At 66.5% G+C, this 16,269-nt stretch carries 10 protein-coding genes; 5 read left to right on the plus strand and 5 right to left on the minus strand.

Annotated elements, in window-relative coordinates; genetic code table 11:
* Positions 1–59 precede the first annotated feature (59 nt).
* Genes NPJ82_RS11210 through NPJ82_RS11230 form a run of 5 tightly spaced genes read left to right on the plus strand, consistent with a single transcriptional unit; the run spans position 60 to position 9,937 of the window.
* The gene (locus tag NPJ82_RS11210) at positions 60–2,891 is read left to right on the plus strand and encodes a TonB-dependent receptor (RefSeq protein WP_342657416.1); all 2,832 of its coding nucleotides are present in this window, start codon (positions 60–62) and stop codon (positions 2,889–2,891) included.
* A gap of 56 nt (positions 2,892–2,947) precedes the next feature.
* Positions 2,948–4,450 carry a tryptophan halogenase family protein gene (locus NPJ82_RS11215; RefSeq protein WP_342657417.1) on the plus strand — a complete coding sequence of 501 codons (1,503 nt, stop codon included), beginning with the start codon at positions 2,948–2,950 and terminating at the stop codon, positions 4,448–4,450.
* Entirely contained in the window at positions 4,450–6,258 is a 1,809-nt protein-coding gene (locus NPJ82_RS11220; protein ID WP_342657418.1) for an alpha-amylase family glycosyl hydrolase, read from the plus strand. The genes NPJ82_RS11215 and NPJ82_RS11220 overlap by 1 nt, the downstream gene beginning before the upstream one ends.
* Positions 6,258–7,856, plus strand: a complete 1,599-nt coding sequence (locus NPJ82_RS11225; protein ID WP_342657419.1) for an alpha-amylase family glycosyl hydrolase — start codon at positions 6,258–6,260, stop codon at positions 7,854–7,856. The genes NPJ82_RS11220 and NPJ82_RS11225 overlap by 1 nt, the downstream gene beginning before the upstream one ends.
* Complete coding sequence (locus tag NPJ82_RS11230) at positions 7,853–9,937, plus strand: glycoside hydrolase family 97 protein (protein ID WP_342657420.1); 2,085 nt, start codon at positions 7,853–7,855, stop codon at positions 9,935–9,937. Before NPJ82_RS11225 ends, NPJ82_RS11230 begins: the two co-directional genes overlap by 4 nt.
* An 830-nt stretch (positions 9,938–10,767) precedes the next feature.
* On the opposite strand, the gene NPJ82_RS11235 is transcribed toward NPJ82_RS11230, so the two are convergent.
* From NPJ82_RS11235 to NPJ82_RS11255, 5 genes are all read right to left on the minus strand, one after another.
* The gene (locus NPJ82_RS11235) at positions 10,768–11,436 is read right to left on the minus strand and encodes a spermidine synthase (RefSeq protein ID WP_342657421.1); all 669 of its coding nucleotides are present in this window, start codon (positions 11,434–11,436) and stop codon (positions 10,768–10,770) included.
* Entirely contained in the window at positions 11,433–11,804 is a 372-nt protein-coding gene (locus NPJ82_RS11240) for a DUF6481 family protein (protein WP_112382766.1), read from the minus strand. The genes NPJ82_RS11235 and NPJ82_RS11240 overlap by 4 nt, the downstream gene beginning before the upstream one ends.
* A gap of 58 nt (positions 11,805–11,862) precedes the next feature.
* Positions 11,863–12,345, minus strand: coding sequence for a DUF2141 domain-containing protein (locus NPJ82_RS11245; RefSeq protein ID WP_342657422.1), 483 nt, complete (start codon positions 12,343–12,345; stop codon positions 11,863–11,865).
* A gap of 133 nt (positions 12,346–12,478) precedes the next feature.
* Complete coding sequence (locus NPJ82_RS11250) at positions 12,479–13,579, minus strand: Ca2+-dependent phosphoinositide-specific phospholipase C (protein WP_342657423.1); 1,101 nt, start codon at positions 13,577–13,579, stop codon at positions 12,479–12,481.
* Complete coding sequence (locus tag NPJ82_RS11255; protein WP_342657424.1) at positions 13,579–16,218, minus strand: TonB-dependent receptor; 2,640 nt, start codon at positions 16,216–16,218, stop codon at positions 13,579–13,581. The genes NPJ82_RS11250 and NPJ82_RS11255 overlap by 1 nt, the downstream gene beginning before the upstream one ends.
* Between the last annotated feature and the right edge of the window lie 51 nt (positions 16,219–16,269).

The following is a 16,269-nucleotide window of genomic DNA, read 5'->3' on the forward strand; positions in this document are numbered from 1 at the left end:
ATACACACACATGCTCATGGCGACACAAGAGCGCCAAGGGCTCCTCGGGGAGGATAGTTATGATCGTTCGTACCGCCGCGTCGGCGCGCGCCGCCCGCCTCGCGCTTCATCTCGGCGCCAGCTCGCTGGCCCTGACGCTCGCCAGCCCGGCCTTCGCCCAGGCATCGACCACGGTGCCCGATCCGGCAGCCAGCACCAGCACCGGCGCAAACCCCAACGAGCCCGCCAGCGCCGCCGACCAGCAGGGCGACAACGCCGCCGTCACCGGTGACACCACCCCCCAGCAATCGCCCGTCGCGACCCAACCGGCACCGGAAGAGGAAGGCGCGGACATCGTCGTCACCGGCTTCCGCCGCGCGCTGGAAAATGCGGTGGTGGAGAAGAAGACCCGCGATCTCGTCGTCGAATCCATCTCGGCGGAGGATATCGGCAAACTGCCCGACGCCTCGATCGCGGAGTCGATCGCGCGCCTGCCCGGCGTCACCTCGCAGCGCGTCAACGGCCGCTCCAACGCCATCTCGATCCGCGGCTTTGCCCCCGACTTCTCGACCACGCTTCTGAACGGCCGCGAACAGACCTCGACCGGCGACAACCGCGCGGTGGAATATGACCAATATCCCGCCGAAGTCGTCAATCAGGTGCTGATCTACAAGACCGCGCAGGCCGGCCTGATCGGTCAGGGCCTGTCCGGCACCGTCGACCTGCGCACCATCCGCCCGCTCGATTATGGCCGGCAGGTCATCTCGGTCGGCGCGCGCGGCACCTATGCCGATATCGGCAAGCTGAACGCCGGTTCCAAGGAATTCGGCTACCGCGCGACCGCGACCTATGTCGACCAGTTCGCCGACGATACGCTGGGCGTCGCGCTGTCCGCCTCCTATCTGGACGAGCCGTACCAGATCCAGGAGTTCAACGCCTGGGGCTATGCGCAGGTGCCGGTGAACGGCACGCCGACCAACGTCATCGGCGGCTCCAAATCCTATGTCACCTCGACCACGCTGAAGCGCCTCGGCCTGTCCGGCACGGTGCAGTGGAAGCCGACCGATACCGTCACCACGACGCTCGACGCCTTTTACTCGGACTTCTCCGACGAGCAGATCAAGCGCGGCATCGAACTGCCGCTCGGCTTCGGCTCGCCCGCGCCGACGCTTACCAACCCGACCGTCACCAACGGTCTCGTCACCGGCGGCACATGGAACGGTGTGGAAGCGGTCGTCCGCAACGACGCCTTCGACCGCAAGGCCAAGCTCTACTCCTTCGGCTACAATGCCAAATATGAGGGCGACGACGGCTGGAACGCCCAGGTCGACGTGTCCTACTCGCTCACCAAGCGTCGCGAGCTGGTGCTGGAAAGCTATGCCGGCACGGGTTTCGGCCCCGGCAACGGCGCGACCGACACCATCGGTTTCCAGACGACGCCGAACGGCACCACCTTCACGCCGACCCTCAATTATTCCGATCCCGACCTCATCCAGCTTACCGATCCGCTCGGCTGGGGCGGCGCCACGCGTCAGGCCGGCTATTACAATGACCGCTCGGTCCGCGACTCGATCCGCCAGTACCGCGCCGAGATCGAGCGGGAGATCGGCAGCCCGATTTCGGCGGCCCGTTTCGGGCTCAACTATACGACGCATGACAAGTCGCTGACGCCGAACCAGTTCTTCCTGGTACTTGCCAGTGGCGCTGCGCAGGGTACGTTGCCCAGCCAGTATCGGCTCGACCCGACCAACCTGTCCTACCTGGGTCTCGGTCCGATGCTCAGCTACGATCCGCGTGCCGTGCTGGATGGCGGCATCTATTCACTGACCCGCAACAACAGCAACGACGTGGTCTCCTCCGCCTTCCGCGTGAAGGAGGACATCATGACCGCCTATCTCCAGGCGGATCTGCGCCAGCCGATCGGGTCGGCGGAACTGACCGGCAATATCGGTGTGCAGGCGATGCTCACCGAACAGAAGTCTTCCGGTCTCGTCTTCAACGGCACCGGGTTCAGCACGATCACGCGGGGTGACGATTATCTGGACATCCTGCCCAGCGCGAACCTCAGCCTGCGTCTCGCCAGCGACTGGGTGATCCGCGCCGCCGCCGCCCGGCAGATGCAGCGTCCGCGCATGGACGACATGCGTGTCGCGCTCGGCTATGGCTTCAGCCTTCAGGAAGGCATCCTGACCGGCAGCGGCGGCAATCCCTTTCTCCGCCCGATCCGTTCCAATTCCTATGACGTGACGATCGAAAAGTATTTCGGCAATCGCGGCTATCTGGCGGTGCAGGGGTTCTTCAAGGACTTGAAGAGCTTCGTTTATAACCTGGAGGTTCCGTACGATTACTCGGGCTTCCCGCTGCCCCCGGCCGCTCCTGCGGGCACGCCGACGCTTGGCCGCGCGACCATTCCGATCAACGGCGAGGGCGGCAAGATCTACGGCGTCGAACTCGCCGGGACGCTGCCGCTCGGCCAGATCGTCGGTGCGCTCGATGGGTTCGGCGTGACCGGGGGCGGCTCCTATACCAAGACCGAAATCACCCCCACGCCGGGCGGCGCGGCGGAGGATATTCCCGGCTATTCGCGCTGGGTGGCGAACGGCACCGCCTTTTTCGAGAAGTGGGGCCTGAACGTGCGTGGCTCGGTCCGCTACCGTTCGACCTTCATCGGTGAACTGTCGGGCTTCGGTGCGCAGCGTACCCGCCGCCGGGCGGCCGGCGAACTGATCGTCGATGGCCAGATCGGCTACGACTTCTCGTCCGGCACGTTCAATGGCCTGTCGCTGTTCCTCCAGGGCCAGAACCTGACCGACGAGCCGTTCAAGACGATCAACGGCACCAACACCGCCGAAGTGATCGACTTCCAGCGCTTCGGCCGCCGTTTCCTCGCCGGCTTCACCTACCGCTTCTGATGTCGCAGACTGCCCCTTCCACCCCGGAGGGGGCATCGCATGCCGAGGGGAGGCTCATGACCGGCTCCAGCACCCGAAGCGTGGTCATCGTCGGCGGCGGCACCGCCGGCTGGATGGCCGCGGCCGCGCTCGCCCGCTTCCTGCCGCCGGATCACCGCATCCGGCTGGTCGAATCCGACGCGATCGGCACCGTCGGCGTCGGCGAGGCGACGATCCCTGCGCTGCGCATCTTCAACCACATGCTGGGGATCGACGAGGACGCGTTCCTGCGTGCGACGCAGGGCACGTTCAAACTCGGCATCGAATTTGCGGGCTGGTCCGGCGACGGCAGCCGCTACACCCACGCCTTCGGCACCATCGGCCGCGCGCTCGGCCTTGTCCCCTTTCACCATTACTGGCTGCGCGCCGGCCGTCCGGACTCGCTGTGGAACTACAGCGCCGCCGCGCAGGCCGCCGCCGCCGGCCGCTTCGCCCGCGACCACGGGCGCCCCGATCTGCCCAGCGGCATCGCCTGGGCGTTCCATTTCGATGCCGCCCTCTACGCCGCCTTCCTGCGCCGCCATGCCGAGGCCGCCGGGGTGGAGCGCATCGAAGGCCGCATCACCGGCGTCGAGCGCGACGGCCAAACCGGCCACATCGCCGCCGTTCACCTCGAGGGCGATCGACGGGTCGCCGGCGACCTGTTCATCGACTGCTCCGGTTTTCGCAGCCTGCTGCTGGGCGAAACCCTCGGCACCGCGTTCGAGGACTGGTCCCACCACCTCCCCTGCGACCGCGCGATCGCCGTTCCCACGGCCCGCCTCTCGCCCCTCCCCCCCTACACCCGCGCCACCGCCCACCCCGCCGGCTGGCAATGGCGCATCCCGCTCCAGCATCGCACCGGCAACGGCATCGTCTATGCCAGCGCTTATCTCTCCGACGACGAGGCCACTGCCCGCCTCCTCGCCGGCTGCGACGGCGCGCCCCTCGCCGACCCGCGACCTTTGCGCTTCACCACCGGCCGCCGCCGCGCCGCCTGGGTCGGCAACTGCGTCGCGCTCGGGCTCGCCGCCGGGTTCATGGAGCCGCTGGAATCGACCAGCATCCACCTTGTCCAGTCCGGCATCGCCCGCCTGCTCGAATATTGGCCGGGCAAGACGCTGGCCGGTGCCGACATCGCCGCCTTCAACCGGCGTACCGAAGCGGAATGGCTGGCGATCCGCGACCTGCTCATCCTTCACTATCACGCCAACGCCCGCACCGAGCCCTTCTGGCAGGCCCGCCGCGACGCCCCCCTGCCCGACAGCCTTGCCGAGCGCCTCGCCCTGTTCCGCGCCAATGGCCGCATCCTGCGCGAGGGCGACGAGCTGTTCACCGAGGTCGGCTGGCTCCAGGTCCTGATCGGCCAGGGCGTACAGCCCCTCGGCCACCACGCGCTCGCCGACGCGATCCCGCCCGCCGACCTCGCCGACTTCCTGGCGCTCGCCCGCACCCATGCCGCCGCCGTCGCCGCGCGCATGCCCGCCCACGACGCCTTCATCGCCGCGCACTGCGCCGCCCCCGTTTCAAAGGCCGCTTGATGAGACTATTCGCCCTCCTCGCCAGCACGTTGCTCGCCACTGCCACCGCCACCGCGGCGCCTGCCCAGGATTATCGCCAGCGCCTGCCGCAGGACGAGGTGATCTACTTCGTCCTGCCCGACCGCTTCGAAAACGGCGATCCCGCCAACGACCGCGGCGGCCTGACCGGCGGCCCGCTCCGGACCGGTTTCGACCCGACGCACAAGGGCTTCTTCCACGGCGGCGACCTGAAGGGGCTGACGCAGCGTCTCGACTATATCCAGTCGCTCGGCGCCACCGCGATCTGGCTCGGGCCCATCTTCAAGAACAAGGCGGTGCAGGGCGCGAAGGGCCGGGAGAGCGCCGGTTATCACGGCTACTGGATCACCGACTTCACCACCGTCGATCCGCACCTCGGCAGGGAGGCGGACCTGCGCGCCTTCATCGATGCCGCGCACGGCCGGGGGATGAAGGTCTATATGGACATCATCGTCAACCACACCGCCGATGTGATCCAGTACCGCGAATGCGCCGAAGGATCGCCCTGCCCCTACCGCGATCGCGGCAACTATCCCTATAGCCGCAAGGGCGGGCTGAACGGTGCCGCCATCAATCCCGGCTTTGCGGGCGACGGCGTGCAGACGCCGCAGAACTTCGCGAAACTCACCGACCCGGCCTACGCCTACACCCCATACGTTCCGCCTGCGGAGCGGAACGCCAAGACCCCCGCCTGGCTCAACGACCCCATCTACTATCACAATCGCGGCAACACGACCTTTGCCGACGAGAGCAGCACCACCGGCGACTTTTCCGGCCTCGACGATCTGATGACCGAGAACCCGCGCGTCATCGCCGGCATGATCGACATCTTCGGCGGCTGGATCGACCGGTTCGGCGTCGACGGGTTCCGCGTCGACACTGCCAAGCATGTGAACCCCGAATTCTGGCGCAGCTTCGTGCCCGCGATGCAGGCGCGCGCGCGTGCCAACGGCATCCCCAATTTCCACATCTTCGGCGAAGTCACCTCGGGCATGGAGCCCGGCTATCTCGCGCGCTGGACGAAGATCGCCGATTACCCGGCGGTCCTCGACTTCGCCTTCATGAACGCGGTGATCGACACGGTGGCGGGCAACAAGCCGACCAGCGAGCTGGCCTCCCTGTTCGAGGGCGACGTGCTCTACGCGCGAGGCGAGGACACCGCGATGATCCTTCCCACCTTTCTCGGCAATCACGACCATGGCCGTTTCGCCCGCGACGTGCGCGAGGCGAACCCGAATGCGTCGGACGACGAGGTGCTGAAGCGCGTCCAGCTCGGCCATGCGATGCTCATGACGCTGCGGGGCGTACCTACCATCTATTCCGGCGACGAGCAGGGCTTTGCCGGCGACGGCAACGATCAGGACGCCCGCGAGGACATGTTCGCCAGCAAGGTCGCGGTCTATAACGACAACAAACTTGTCGGCACGACCGCGACCACCGCCACCGCGAACTTCGACACCAGCCACCCGCTCTACCGCGAAATTGCGACGCTGGCGAAACTCCGCCTCTCGCACCCCGCCCTCACCCGCGGCCGCCAGATCATCCGCGCCCGCGACGACAAGCCCGGTCTGTTCGCGGTTTCCCGCATCGATCCCGACACGGGCCGCGAGATCCTGCTCGCCTTCAACACCAGCGACAAACCCGTCACGCAAGGGGTCGAGGTCGACACCGCCGCCACCCGCTTCACCGCGCTCGCCGGCCCCTGCCCTACCCAGGCCGCCGCACCCGGCAGCCTCCTTCTCACCCTTCCCGCCTTCGGCTACGCCGTCTGCGTCGCGGAGCCCCGTTGATGCCCCTCCCAAAACCCTGGTGGAAAGGCGCGGTGATCTACCAGATCTACCCGCGCAGCTTCGCCGATTCCAACAATGACGGCATCGGCGACCTCGCCGGCATCACCGCCCGGCTGGATCACGTCGCCAGCCTCGGCGTCGACGCCATCTGGCTTTCGCCCTTCTTTACCTCGCCGATGAAGGATTTCGGCTATGACGTCGCCGACTACCGCGACGTCGATCCGATCTTCGGCACGCTGGCCGATTTCGACGCCCTCGTCGCCCGCGCGCATGACCTGTCCTTACGCGTCGTCATCGATCAGGTGTACAGCCACACCTCCGACGAGCATCCGTGGTTCGTCGAAAGCCGCGCCAGCCGCCACAACCCGCGCGCCGACTGGTATGTCTGGGCCGATGCCAAGCCCGACGGTTCGCCCCCGTCCAACTGGCAATCGGTCTTTGGCGGCCCGGCCTGGACCTGGGACGCGCGCCGCCGCCAATATTACCTCCACAACTTCCTGAAAGAGCAGCCGCAGCTTCACGTCCACCTGCCCGCGGTGCAGGAGGAATTGCTCGCCACCGCGCGCTTCTGGCTCGATCGCGGCGTCGACGGCTTCCGCCTCGATGCGATCAACTTCATGATGCACACGCATGAGTTGACCGACAATCCACCGGCACCCGACACGGGCAAGGTCCGCACCCGTCCGTTCGATTACCAGCTCAAGATCCACAACCAGAGCCATGCCGGCATCCCGGCCTTTCTGGAGCGCATCCGCGCCCTGCTCGACGAATATGACGGCCGCTTCACCGTGGCGGAGGTCGGCGGCGACGATGCCGACCGCGAGATGAAGCTGTTCACCGAAGGGGCGAAGCGTCTTCACACCGCCTATGGCTTCGACTTCCTGTATGCCGATCGCCTGACCCCGGCGGTCGTCGCCGAGGCGCTGGAGCGCTGGCCGGCGGGCGACAATATCGGCTGGCCGAGCTGGGCGTTCGAGAACCATGATGCGCCGCGCGCCGTCTCGCGCTGGGTGGCGCCCGACTATCGCGACCGTTTCGCGCGCATGAAGATGCTGCTGCTGCTCGCCCTGCGCGGCAATGTCTTCCTGTATAATGGCGAGGAGCTGGGGCTCACCCAGGTCGAGGTGCCCTTCGACCGGCTGCAGGATCCGGAGGCGATCGCCAACTGGCCGCTCACCCTGTCGCGCGACGGCGCCCGCACGCCCATGCCGTGGAGCAGCAACGCCGTGAACGGCGGCTTTTCCGACGCCCGGCCCTGGCTGCCGCTGGGCGAGGATCATGCCCAGTTCGCGGTCAACCGGCAGGAGGGCGATCCGGCCTCGCTGCTCAACCTCACGCGCGCGCTCATCCGCCTGCGTCGCGACAACCCGGCCCTCGCCACCGGCGACCTGCACCTCGTCACGGTCACCGATACGCTGCTCGCCTTCGAGCGTCATGAGGGGGATCAGACGCTGCTCTGCGTCTTCAACATGGCCGAAACCCCTGCCCGCTGGACGCCGCAAGACGCCGATGCGTGGCGCCCCCTCACCCATGTCAACGACTGCACCGGCTGGCGCTTCGGCCCCTATGCCGCCCTGATCGCGGAGAAGATCGCATGACCCGTATCGCCGCCCTGCTGGCCCTCGGCCTCGCCACCACCACGGCGTCCGCGCAGGACACCGCCGCCCCTGCCGTCAACGAAACCTTCAAGTTCGCCCGCCCCGCCGACCAGCCGGAGGCGATCGAAACCTCGCCCGATGGCCGCATCGCCGTCTCCGTCACCACCGACAATGACGGCCGCGCGCTCTGGTCCGTTTCGCGCGGCGGCACGCTGATCGTCGCCCCGTCGCGCCTCGGCTTCCTGTTCACCGACGCGCCCAAGATCGAGCGTCAGTTGCGCATCCAGTCGGTCACCCATGCCAAGCCCGTCGATACGACATGGACGCAACCCTGGGGCGAATGGCGCACGATCCGCGACAATCACAAGGAGATGCGCGTCCGCCTCATGGAGACGACGCCGCTCCACCGCGTCATCGATGTCGTGTTCCGCGTGCAGGACGATGGCATCGGCTTCCGCTACGAGGTGCCCGATCAGGCGAACATGCACGGCGCCAACATTGCAGACGAGCTGACCGAATTCAGCTTCGCCGAGGATGCCACCGCCTGGTGGAAGGTCGCGTTCCAGTGGAATCGCGAGGAATATCTCTACCAGCGCACACCCCTGTCCGCGGTCGGCACCGCCGCCACCCCGATCACGCTGAAGCTGGCCGGCGGCACGCATGTCGCGCTGCACGAGGCCGCCCTCGTCGACTATGCCTCCACCGCGGTGATGAAGACCGAAGGCAACACGCTGCGCACCGTCCTCACCCCCGGCTCGGGCGGACCGAAGGTGGTCAAGACGGGAAGCTGGACGACGCCGTGGCGTACCCTGCTGATCGCCGACGACGCCCCCGGCCTTTATATGAGCCACCTCATGCTCAACCTGAACGAGCCCAACAAGCTGGGTGACGTGTCCTGGGTGAAGCCGGGCAAGTTCGTCGGCGTGTGGTGGAACATGATCAAGGGCGACTGGACGTGGGCGCGCGGCCCCCGCCACGGCGCCACCACCGCCAACGTGAAGAAATATATCGACTTTGCCGGCGCCAACAACATCCAAGGCGTACTGGTGGAGGGCTGGAACGTCGGCTGGGACGGCGACTGGGCCGGCAATGGCAGTGCGATGCAGTTCGCCACCCCGACCGCCGACTTCGATGCCGACTATCTCGCGAAATACGCGAAGTCGAAGAAGGTCTCGCTGATCGGCCATCACGAAACCGGGGGTGCCGCCAGCCATTACGAGAGCCAGTTCGACCAGGCGTTCAAATTCGCCGCCGATCACGGCGAGCATGTGGTGAAGACCGGCTATGTCGCCGATGCCGGCCAGATCGAGCGCGCCAACCCGGACGGCTCCATCGCGCGCGAATGGCATGAGGGCCAGTGGATGGTGAACCATCACCTGCGCGTCGTGCAGGCCGCCGCCAAATACCGCGTCGGCATCGACGCGCACGAACCCGTCAAGGACACGGGGCTGCGCCGTACCTACCCGAACTGGCTCGCGCGCGAGGGGTCACGCGGCATGGAATATAACGCATGGCCCGGCAAGAACCCGCCCGAACATGAAGCGAACCTCGCCTTCACCCGCATGCTGGAGGGGCCAATGGACTTCACCCCCGGCGTGCTCAGCCTGACCGGTTCGGACAACAGCCCGATCCAGTCGACCATCGCCAAGCAGCTTGCGCTCTACGTCGTCCTCTATTCGCCGGTGCAGATGGCCGCCGACACGCCGGAGAACTACGCGAAATACCCCGACGCCTTCCGCTTCATCCGCGACGTGCCCACCGATTGGCAGGACACCCGCGTGCTGAACGGCGAGGTCGGCGACTTCGTCACCTTCGCGCGGGCCGATCGCAACAGCCGCGACTGGTATCTGGGCAGCATCACCGACGAAAACCCGCGCAACGTGACGGTCACGCTCGACTTCCTCGAACCCGGCCGCACCTACACCGCGCAAATCTACAAGGACGGCCCCGGCGCCACCTACGCCACCGAAGCCCGCCACGCGATCGCCTTCGAGACAAAGCGCGTGAAGAAGGGCGACACGATCATCCTGTCGCTCGCCCCCGGCGGCGGCCAGGCCATCCGCTTCAAGGCAGGCCGCTGATACAAACAAGAGGCCCCTCCCCTTCGGGATCGACAGGTGAACAGCACCGGGTGCCGTTCATCTGTCGCTGGATTGGGGTGGGGTGCTTCCACAAACGCGCTGCTGACAAGGAGATACCTGGCCGGCCCGACCGGGTCGCAGACTCATAAATGTGAAATGTCCAAAGCCGCCCAGATGTAGACCTCACTCCCCTAAGACGCATGTCCCAGAAGCCGACATTGTGCTCTTGGCGAGATTGCAAAGTTGTGGATTAGCCGGGTGTGTCAGGTTCGCCCTTTCGCCGAGGCACGCTTCGTAGTCCGTAATGCCTACGTCGAACTTCTCGTGTTCTCCTGGCGGTTCGCGCAGGTGCTTACAAGCCTGGCGAGCCGACTTGATTGCTGCAGGCTCTCTCGCTTCTGAGGCATTGCGGGCTGCGGCTGCTTGCTCACCTGAACCTGACGAGCAAGCAGCCAGCACGATGGGTAAGCAAAGGAGCATGGGGAGGCGCATGGCGAGAGGCTCTGCGCGAACGGCTGCTTTTGCAATATGCCGCTGATAGTCGCCTGACCACTTCCCACCCAATCTCAGACATTCAGGCGGGTTACCGACAGCGGTCGTTTGTGAGTTCACGACCTAGGACCGGATGACATCGGCTTGATCCATCCCTTGCCCTCGGTTTCGATCAATCGCCGAATAGCGGCAAAGACGCGTACCGAGACGCCGTATCGATCCATTCCCCCCGTTCGTCTCGAATAGTCGTCGAATAGCGGCAAAGCCGCGTATCGAGACGATCTATCGAGAGACACATCGCCGCGCGTATCAGCGTATCAGAATGAAGCCGTCCCGCTCTAACGCCGCGCGAACCAGATCACATGCGTCGGCCCCTTGCCGTTGTCGCGCGCCTTCACCCGCACCTCATCGACCGCGAACCCCGCCTGCCCCAGCCGCCGCGTGAACGCTGCATCCGCACCCGCAGACCAGATCGCCAGCACCCCGCCGGGGCGCAGGGCACGGCGGGCCTCGGCCAGTCCTTCCGGCGTGTAGATGCCGTCGTTCGCCGGCCGGGTCAGGCCGTCCGGCCCGTTATCCACGTCCAGCATGATCGCGTCATAACGCCCGACGCCGGCGCGGATGGCCTCGGCCACATCGCCCATTGCCAGCGTGACGCGGGGGTCGTCCAGGCATCCGTCGGTCATCGCCGCCATCGGCCCGCGCGCCCATTCGATGATGCCCGGCACCAGCTCGGCTACCGTCACCCGCGCGTGCCCGCCCAGCAGCCCCAGTACCGCGCGCAGCGTGAACCCCATGCCGTACCCACCGATCAGCAGGTGCGGCGCCGGGTGTCCGCGCAACCGCTCGCACGTCATGGTGCCGAGTGCGACCTCGGACCCGCTCATGCGCGTGCTCATCAGTTCGTTGCGTTCGAGCACGATCATGAAGTCGCCGCCCCGGCGGAACAGCCTGAGCGGCGGTCCCCCGGGCACCTCGGCAACGCCGATCAGCTCGCGGGGGGTCATCCCCGCTGGCGTGCCTTGCGTGCGGCATAGCGCGCATCGCGCGCGGCTTTCAATTCGGCCGGGGTGGGCAGGACGGGCGGCGGTGCGGGCCGGCGCGCGGCTGCGGCGCGCTCGGCGGCTTCCGCGGCCTCGGCGGCGGCTTTGGCGCGAAGCTCTTCCTTTGCCGCCTTTTTCTGCTCGATCTCGGCCTGTCGCGCGGCCCGTCGCTCGGCCGCTGCCGCCTCCTTCGCCTCGGCCGCTGCCAGGCGCTCTGCCACGACCGCCGCATCGACCACGGGCTTGTTGCGCATCTTCTCCAACGCGCGCTGCTTTGCTTCACGCGCCGCTGCGGCGCGATCCTGGAAGCTCGGAACTTTGAATCCTGTCATGCCGGCGCCTGTTAGCACAAAGTTGGCGGCGGGAAAGATCAGAGATTCATGGCACCGCTCAATCGACCGGCCCGATGCTCAATCCCTGCCGGTAGTTCATCGTCACCACGACGTTGGTGGTGCCGGCATGGACCGGGAGGACCACCTTGTCGAAGCTCGGCTTCAGGTTGAGCAGCGACAGCTTGGGATCGCGTGAGAAGCCGCCACCGTCGTTCCAGTCGGATTTGCCGTTGCCGTTCGTGTCATGGCGCACGGCGATCGCATATTGTCCGGGGCGAGGCGCGGCGATGCACATCGTGATCTCCGACCGATTCGCCTTCGCCTCGACACGGCTTAACCACGTACCTTTCTTCAGGAATCCGGGGCCGTCGTACAATTGGATGCGCACCATCCCCGTCGCCCCCTTCAGCCCTCGCACCGTCACCATGACCCGCTGCCCAGTCCCCGCCTCGCATGCCCCACCCTGCGTCGGATTGCTGCCCTGAACGCTCGCCGCTGCGGCAGCACTCGAAAGCACCAGCATCATCATCGTGTTCAGCATCGGGTCCCTTCGCGCTTACCGGCGACACCATATGGTGACCTGCCTCATCTGCCGCTCGGCAGACGCACGCAATCACCGCCATGGCACCTGCGCCCTTTGCATCCTCAACATGAACGCGCGCTGTCGCCTTACCTCACCGGCAGTCTTTCCCCACGTCACGATGCCCCGACAACAGCAAGGCATTGCACCGCTCCATCACACCGCCGGGCAACGTCACCGTAAAGTTTTGTCCCATGCGCGTCGGAGCGCCTGGATAATAATCTGTGCTGACAGCCTGCGCACCGCTGGCAATCGCGGCTCGAGCCTTGCGATAGTCGCCCGCCCGCGCTTCGAACGTGTTGGCATCCGTGCGGGTGCGGACGATCATGCCGTCCTTCACCAAACGCCGGATCAACGCGCCGTCCACCAGCGGATCCTGGACGATCGCTACCGCAGCATCGGGATCTCCCACGTCGTACCAGCCAAAGATGGGCCGCCCGGCCAGTGAAGGATGGCCGGCGCGGTACAGTTCGCCCACCGCGGGCCGGACGTCGAGGAGAAAGAACAACTGGCCCCGCGCGGCAGAAAGTGTGGGCCATCCGCGGGTGCGTATTGCGTGGCGTAAGCTTGGTGCGTGGGCGCGTATGGTGTCGGGGGTGATCAGGCGGTCGCGGGGCAGGACGGCGAGGAGTTCGCGGTCGAGGGCGTCGAGCAAGGGGGCGGTCAGCGGGAGGGGGTCGGTGATGCCCGGGCGGCCGGAGGGCTGGTCGGCGGCGTTGATCGTGACCATGATCGGCAGGTGATCGGGGTGGGCGCGCGACCAGGCGTCGATTTCCGCCAGGCAGCGGCGAAAGGTGACGCAGCCGGACAGGTAATCGATGTCGGGGATGTGGAACACCTTGAACCCCGGTTGCAGCATCGCCGCCCGGTCAAAGCCCGTCTTCTCCCCCGCCGCCTTTGCCAGCGCCTCGCCCCTGGGATCGGCATAGCGGCCGCCATCCGGGTCGGCGAAGATGTCCAGTTCCAGTTGGCGAACCCCGCGGTCGAGCTGTTCGGTGATCGACAGGTGATCGTAATCCAGCCCGTCCGCCAGCTTCGGCTCGCGCCGCCGCAACTCCTCCATCACCGCGGCGGGAATGCGTCGTTTGAAGCTGTTGTGCGAGCCGACGACCTGGATGTCGTTCATCCGCGCGGGCGGCTCGCCCGCCGCCACCGCTCCCAGTGCGCAAAGGGCAAGAAGTGCGCGCTTCATCATCAGAATGCCGCCCGCGCGCCAAACAGGATCGTGCGGCCATAATAGTTGATCTCGCCAAAGCGCAGCCGGTCGTCGTTGTAGCTGTTCTGCCGCGCGCCGGCGAGATTGATCCCTTCCAGGCTGAGCGTCACGGCGTCGGTGACGCGGATGGACAGGTTGCCGTCCAGCGATCCGAAGGGCGCAACATAGGTCGGCGCCTGTACCGTGCTGCCGGTCCCCGCCAGGTAGCGGTCGCGCCAGACATAGGAAAGCCGCGCCGACAAGGGCCCCTTGTCGTAGAAGCCGACCAGATTGAAGCTGTTCTTGGACAAGCCGATCAGCTGGTCGCGGATGGTACGCGAGCCGGCGGTGTAATCCGCCTTGACCGAGGTGTGCGTGTACGACCCCTGCACGCCGAAGCCGTCGAACGGCGCAGGCAGGAAGGTGAACACCTGGCTGTAGGCGACCTCGGCGCCGTAGACCTTGGCATTGCCGCCATTGACCTGGGTGGCGAGGCGGACGGTGCCCCGGCCCGGGATGTCGATGGTGAGGTTCTGTTGCGTGATATAGTCATCCATCGCCTTGTAGAAGATGGCGCCAGACAGGAGGCCGGAGGGGGCGAAGTACCATTCCAGCGAGCCGTCGAACTGGGTGGCGAGGAAGGGGACGAGTTCGGGGTTGCCGCCGCTGGCGGTGGGGGCGTCGGTCGACACAGTGATGCGCGGGGCGCTGTCGGTGACGTTGGGGCGGGTGAGGACGCGGCTGGCGGCCAGGCGGCCGACCAGGGTGGCGGACAGGTCGGCACGCAGGTTGAAACTGGGCAGCACGTTGTTGAACGTCTTGGGGAAACTGGCCGGCGTCGCGGTGGTGCCGCTGGTCAGCGTACCTCTCGCCACCTGATCGGTATGGACGTAGCGCACGCCGACATTGCCGCTGATCATCCCCAGCTCGTAATCCGCGCGCAGATAGCCCGCCGCGATCTTTTCCGTCACCACGAAGGACGAACGGCGATCGCCCAGCGTCAGCGGTGCGTTCTCCACCGCCGGGGTGAAGAAGGCGTTCACGAACGCGCCCGTCACCGGCACCAGCCAGTTGCGCGGCACCGCGCCGCCGACATCCTTCAGGAAATCGTTGAACGGCATCTGTTCGAACGCGCCCGCGCCAAGCGACGTGAGCGGCGTGTTCGCCGCCGGATTGACGTTATAGTCGCGCCGGAAATAGTCGCGCTTGCGCCAGTGATATTCGGCACCCGCCGCCAGCTTCGCCAGCACGCCGCCCATGTCGCGCGCCACGTCGACCCGCGAATAGCTGTCCCAGTCCTTGCTGTCCTTGGGTGCGATGTTGAAGGGGTAGAGGGTGTAGTTGGCCGCAACCGTGGGATCGACCGGCGTGGTGAAGACGGGCAGCACCTTGTACCCGCCCGACGCGTCATAGGTCAGCGGCGCGTTGAACACCGCGCGGCTGCGCACCGTCCCGGTCCGGTAATCGGGATGGAAGCTGTGCGCGGCCGACCAGTTCACATTGGCCGACAGGTGCCAGCGATCCGGGTTCCAGGTCTGCTTCAGCCCGATCGTCAGCAGGTCGTGCCGGTTGAGGCTGTATTCGCGCGAGGCCATGAAGCGGACGCGGTTGATCGTCGCGCGGGTGATCGTGTCGCCGTCGCGCACGACCGATCCGGGCACCACCGACGTGCCGGGATCGTCGGGATAGATGTCGAGCCCGAACTCGTCATAGGCGACATCCAGCCGCGTCGCGATCACATCCAGCGTGGTCTCCAGCTCGGGCGTCGGGCGCCACTGGGCGGACACGATGCCGGACACGCGCTTGCGATCCTCGGTCTCCACCGTCGGGCGGGTACGGGTGGGCGAATAAAGACCGGTGGGTAGTCCGCCGGCGGCGGCAGCGGTGTAGCGATCGAGCAGCCAACCGAAATTCATGAAGCGGTCGTTGCGTACCGCCTTGCCCCAATATTGCGCGCCGGCAAGGATGCCGAAGCTGCCGTCCGCGCTCCTGGCACTGGTCAGGATCGTCGCGTTGGGCTTCACCTTCTCGGTCTGCGTCGTGTAGGTGCCGCGCAGGTTCAGCGTGGTCCCGTTGCCCACGTCGAGCGGGCGGAACGTCTTGACGTCGATATTGCCGCCCAGCGCGCCCTCGCTCATGTCGGCGGTGGGCGTCTTCACCACATCGATGCTGCTGGTGAATTCGGCCGGCAGCATTTCGAAGCGGAACTGGCGCCCGGCGGCGCCGCCATTTTCGATAAGGTCATTCAGGGCGACGGTGCGACCGTTCATCAGCGTATTCTGAAACTGCGGCCCGAGCCCCCGGACGCTGACATACAGCCCCTCGCCGCGCGGCCGCGTGATCGCGACGCCGGGTACGAGCTGCAACGCTTCCGCGACATTCTGGGTCGGGAATTTGCCGATATCGGTCGAGCTGATCGAATCGACGCCGTAAGCCGCCCGGCGCTTGGTTTCCGCGGCCGCCGACAGGCTGCGGGCATAGGAGCCGTTGACGACGATATCCTCGCCGGTCGCATCGGCATCGTTCCCGCCCGTGCGTTCATCCTGCGCGGTCACAGACTGGGCGTGGGCCATGCCAGCCGTGCCGGTGACGAGGGCGAGCGAGACCGATGCCCGAAACAGGCTGCGAAGAGACACCATCGAGTAAATTCCCCTTTGGCGCCATTGGCTTGGCGCCCTTTGCCGGGCGGC

This window comes from Sphingomonas sp. NY01, assembly GCF_038809135.1.
Taxonomy (GTDB): Bacteria; Pseudomonadota; Alphaproteobacteria; order Sphingomonadales; family Sphingomonadaceae; genus Sphingomonas; species Sphingomonas carotinifaciens.

Bases quoted from the DNA above. Each gene is read 5' to 3' on its own strand.
- NPJ82_RS11230 (WP_342657420.1), top strand. From the start codon at position 7,853: ATGACCCGTATCGCCGCCCTGCTGGCCCTCGGCCTCGCCACCACCACG.
- NPJ82_RS11250 (WP_342657423.1), bottom strand. From the start codon at position 13,579: ATGATGAAGCGCGCACTTCTTGCCCTTTGCGCACTGGGAGCGGTGGCG.
- NPJ82_RS11245 (WP_342657422.1), bottom strand. From the start codon at position 12,345: ATGCTGAACACGATGATGATGCTGGTGCTTTCGAGTGCTGCCGCAGCG.
- NPJ82_RS11235 (WP_342657421.1), bottom strand. From the start codon at position 11,436: ATGACCCCCCGCGAGCTGATCGGCGTTGCCGAGGTGCCCGGGGGACCG.
- NPJ82_RS11255 (WP_342657424.1), bottom strand. From the start codon at position 16,218: ATGGTGTCTCTTCGCAGCCTGTTTCGGGCATCGGTCTCGCTCGCCCTC.
- NPJ82_RS11215 (WP_342657417.1), top strand. From the start codon at position 2,948: ATGACCGGCTCCAGCACCCGAAGCGTGGTCATCGTCGGCGGCGGCACC.
- NPJ82_RS11240 (WP_112382766.1), bottom strand. From the start codon at position 11,804: ATGACAGGATTCAAAGTTCCGAGCTTCCAGGATCGCGCCGCAGCGGCG.
- NPJ82_RS11225 (WP_342657419.1), top strand. From the start codon at position 6,258: ATGCCCCTCCCAAAACCCTGGTGGAAAGGCGCGGTGATCTACCAGATC.
- NPJ82_RS11220 (WP_342657418.1), top strand. From the start codon at position 4,450: ATGAGACTATTCGCCCTCCTCGCCAGCACGTTGCTCGCCACTGCCACC.
- NPJ82_RS11210 (WP_342657416.1), top strand. From the start codon at position 60: ATGATCGTTCGTACCGCCGCGTCGGCGCGCGCCGCCCGCCTCGCGCTT.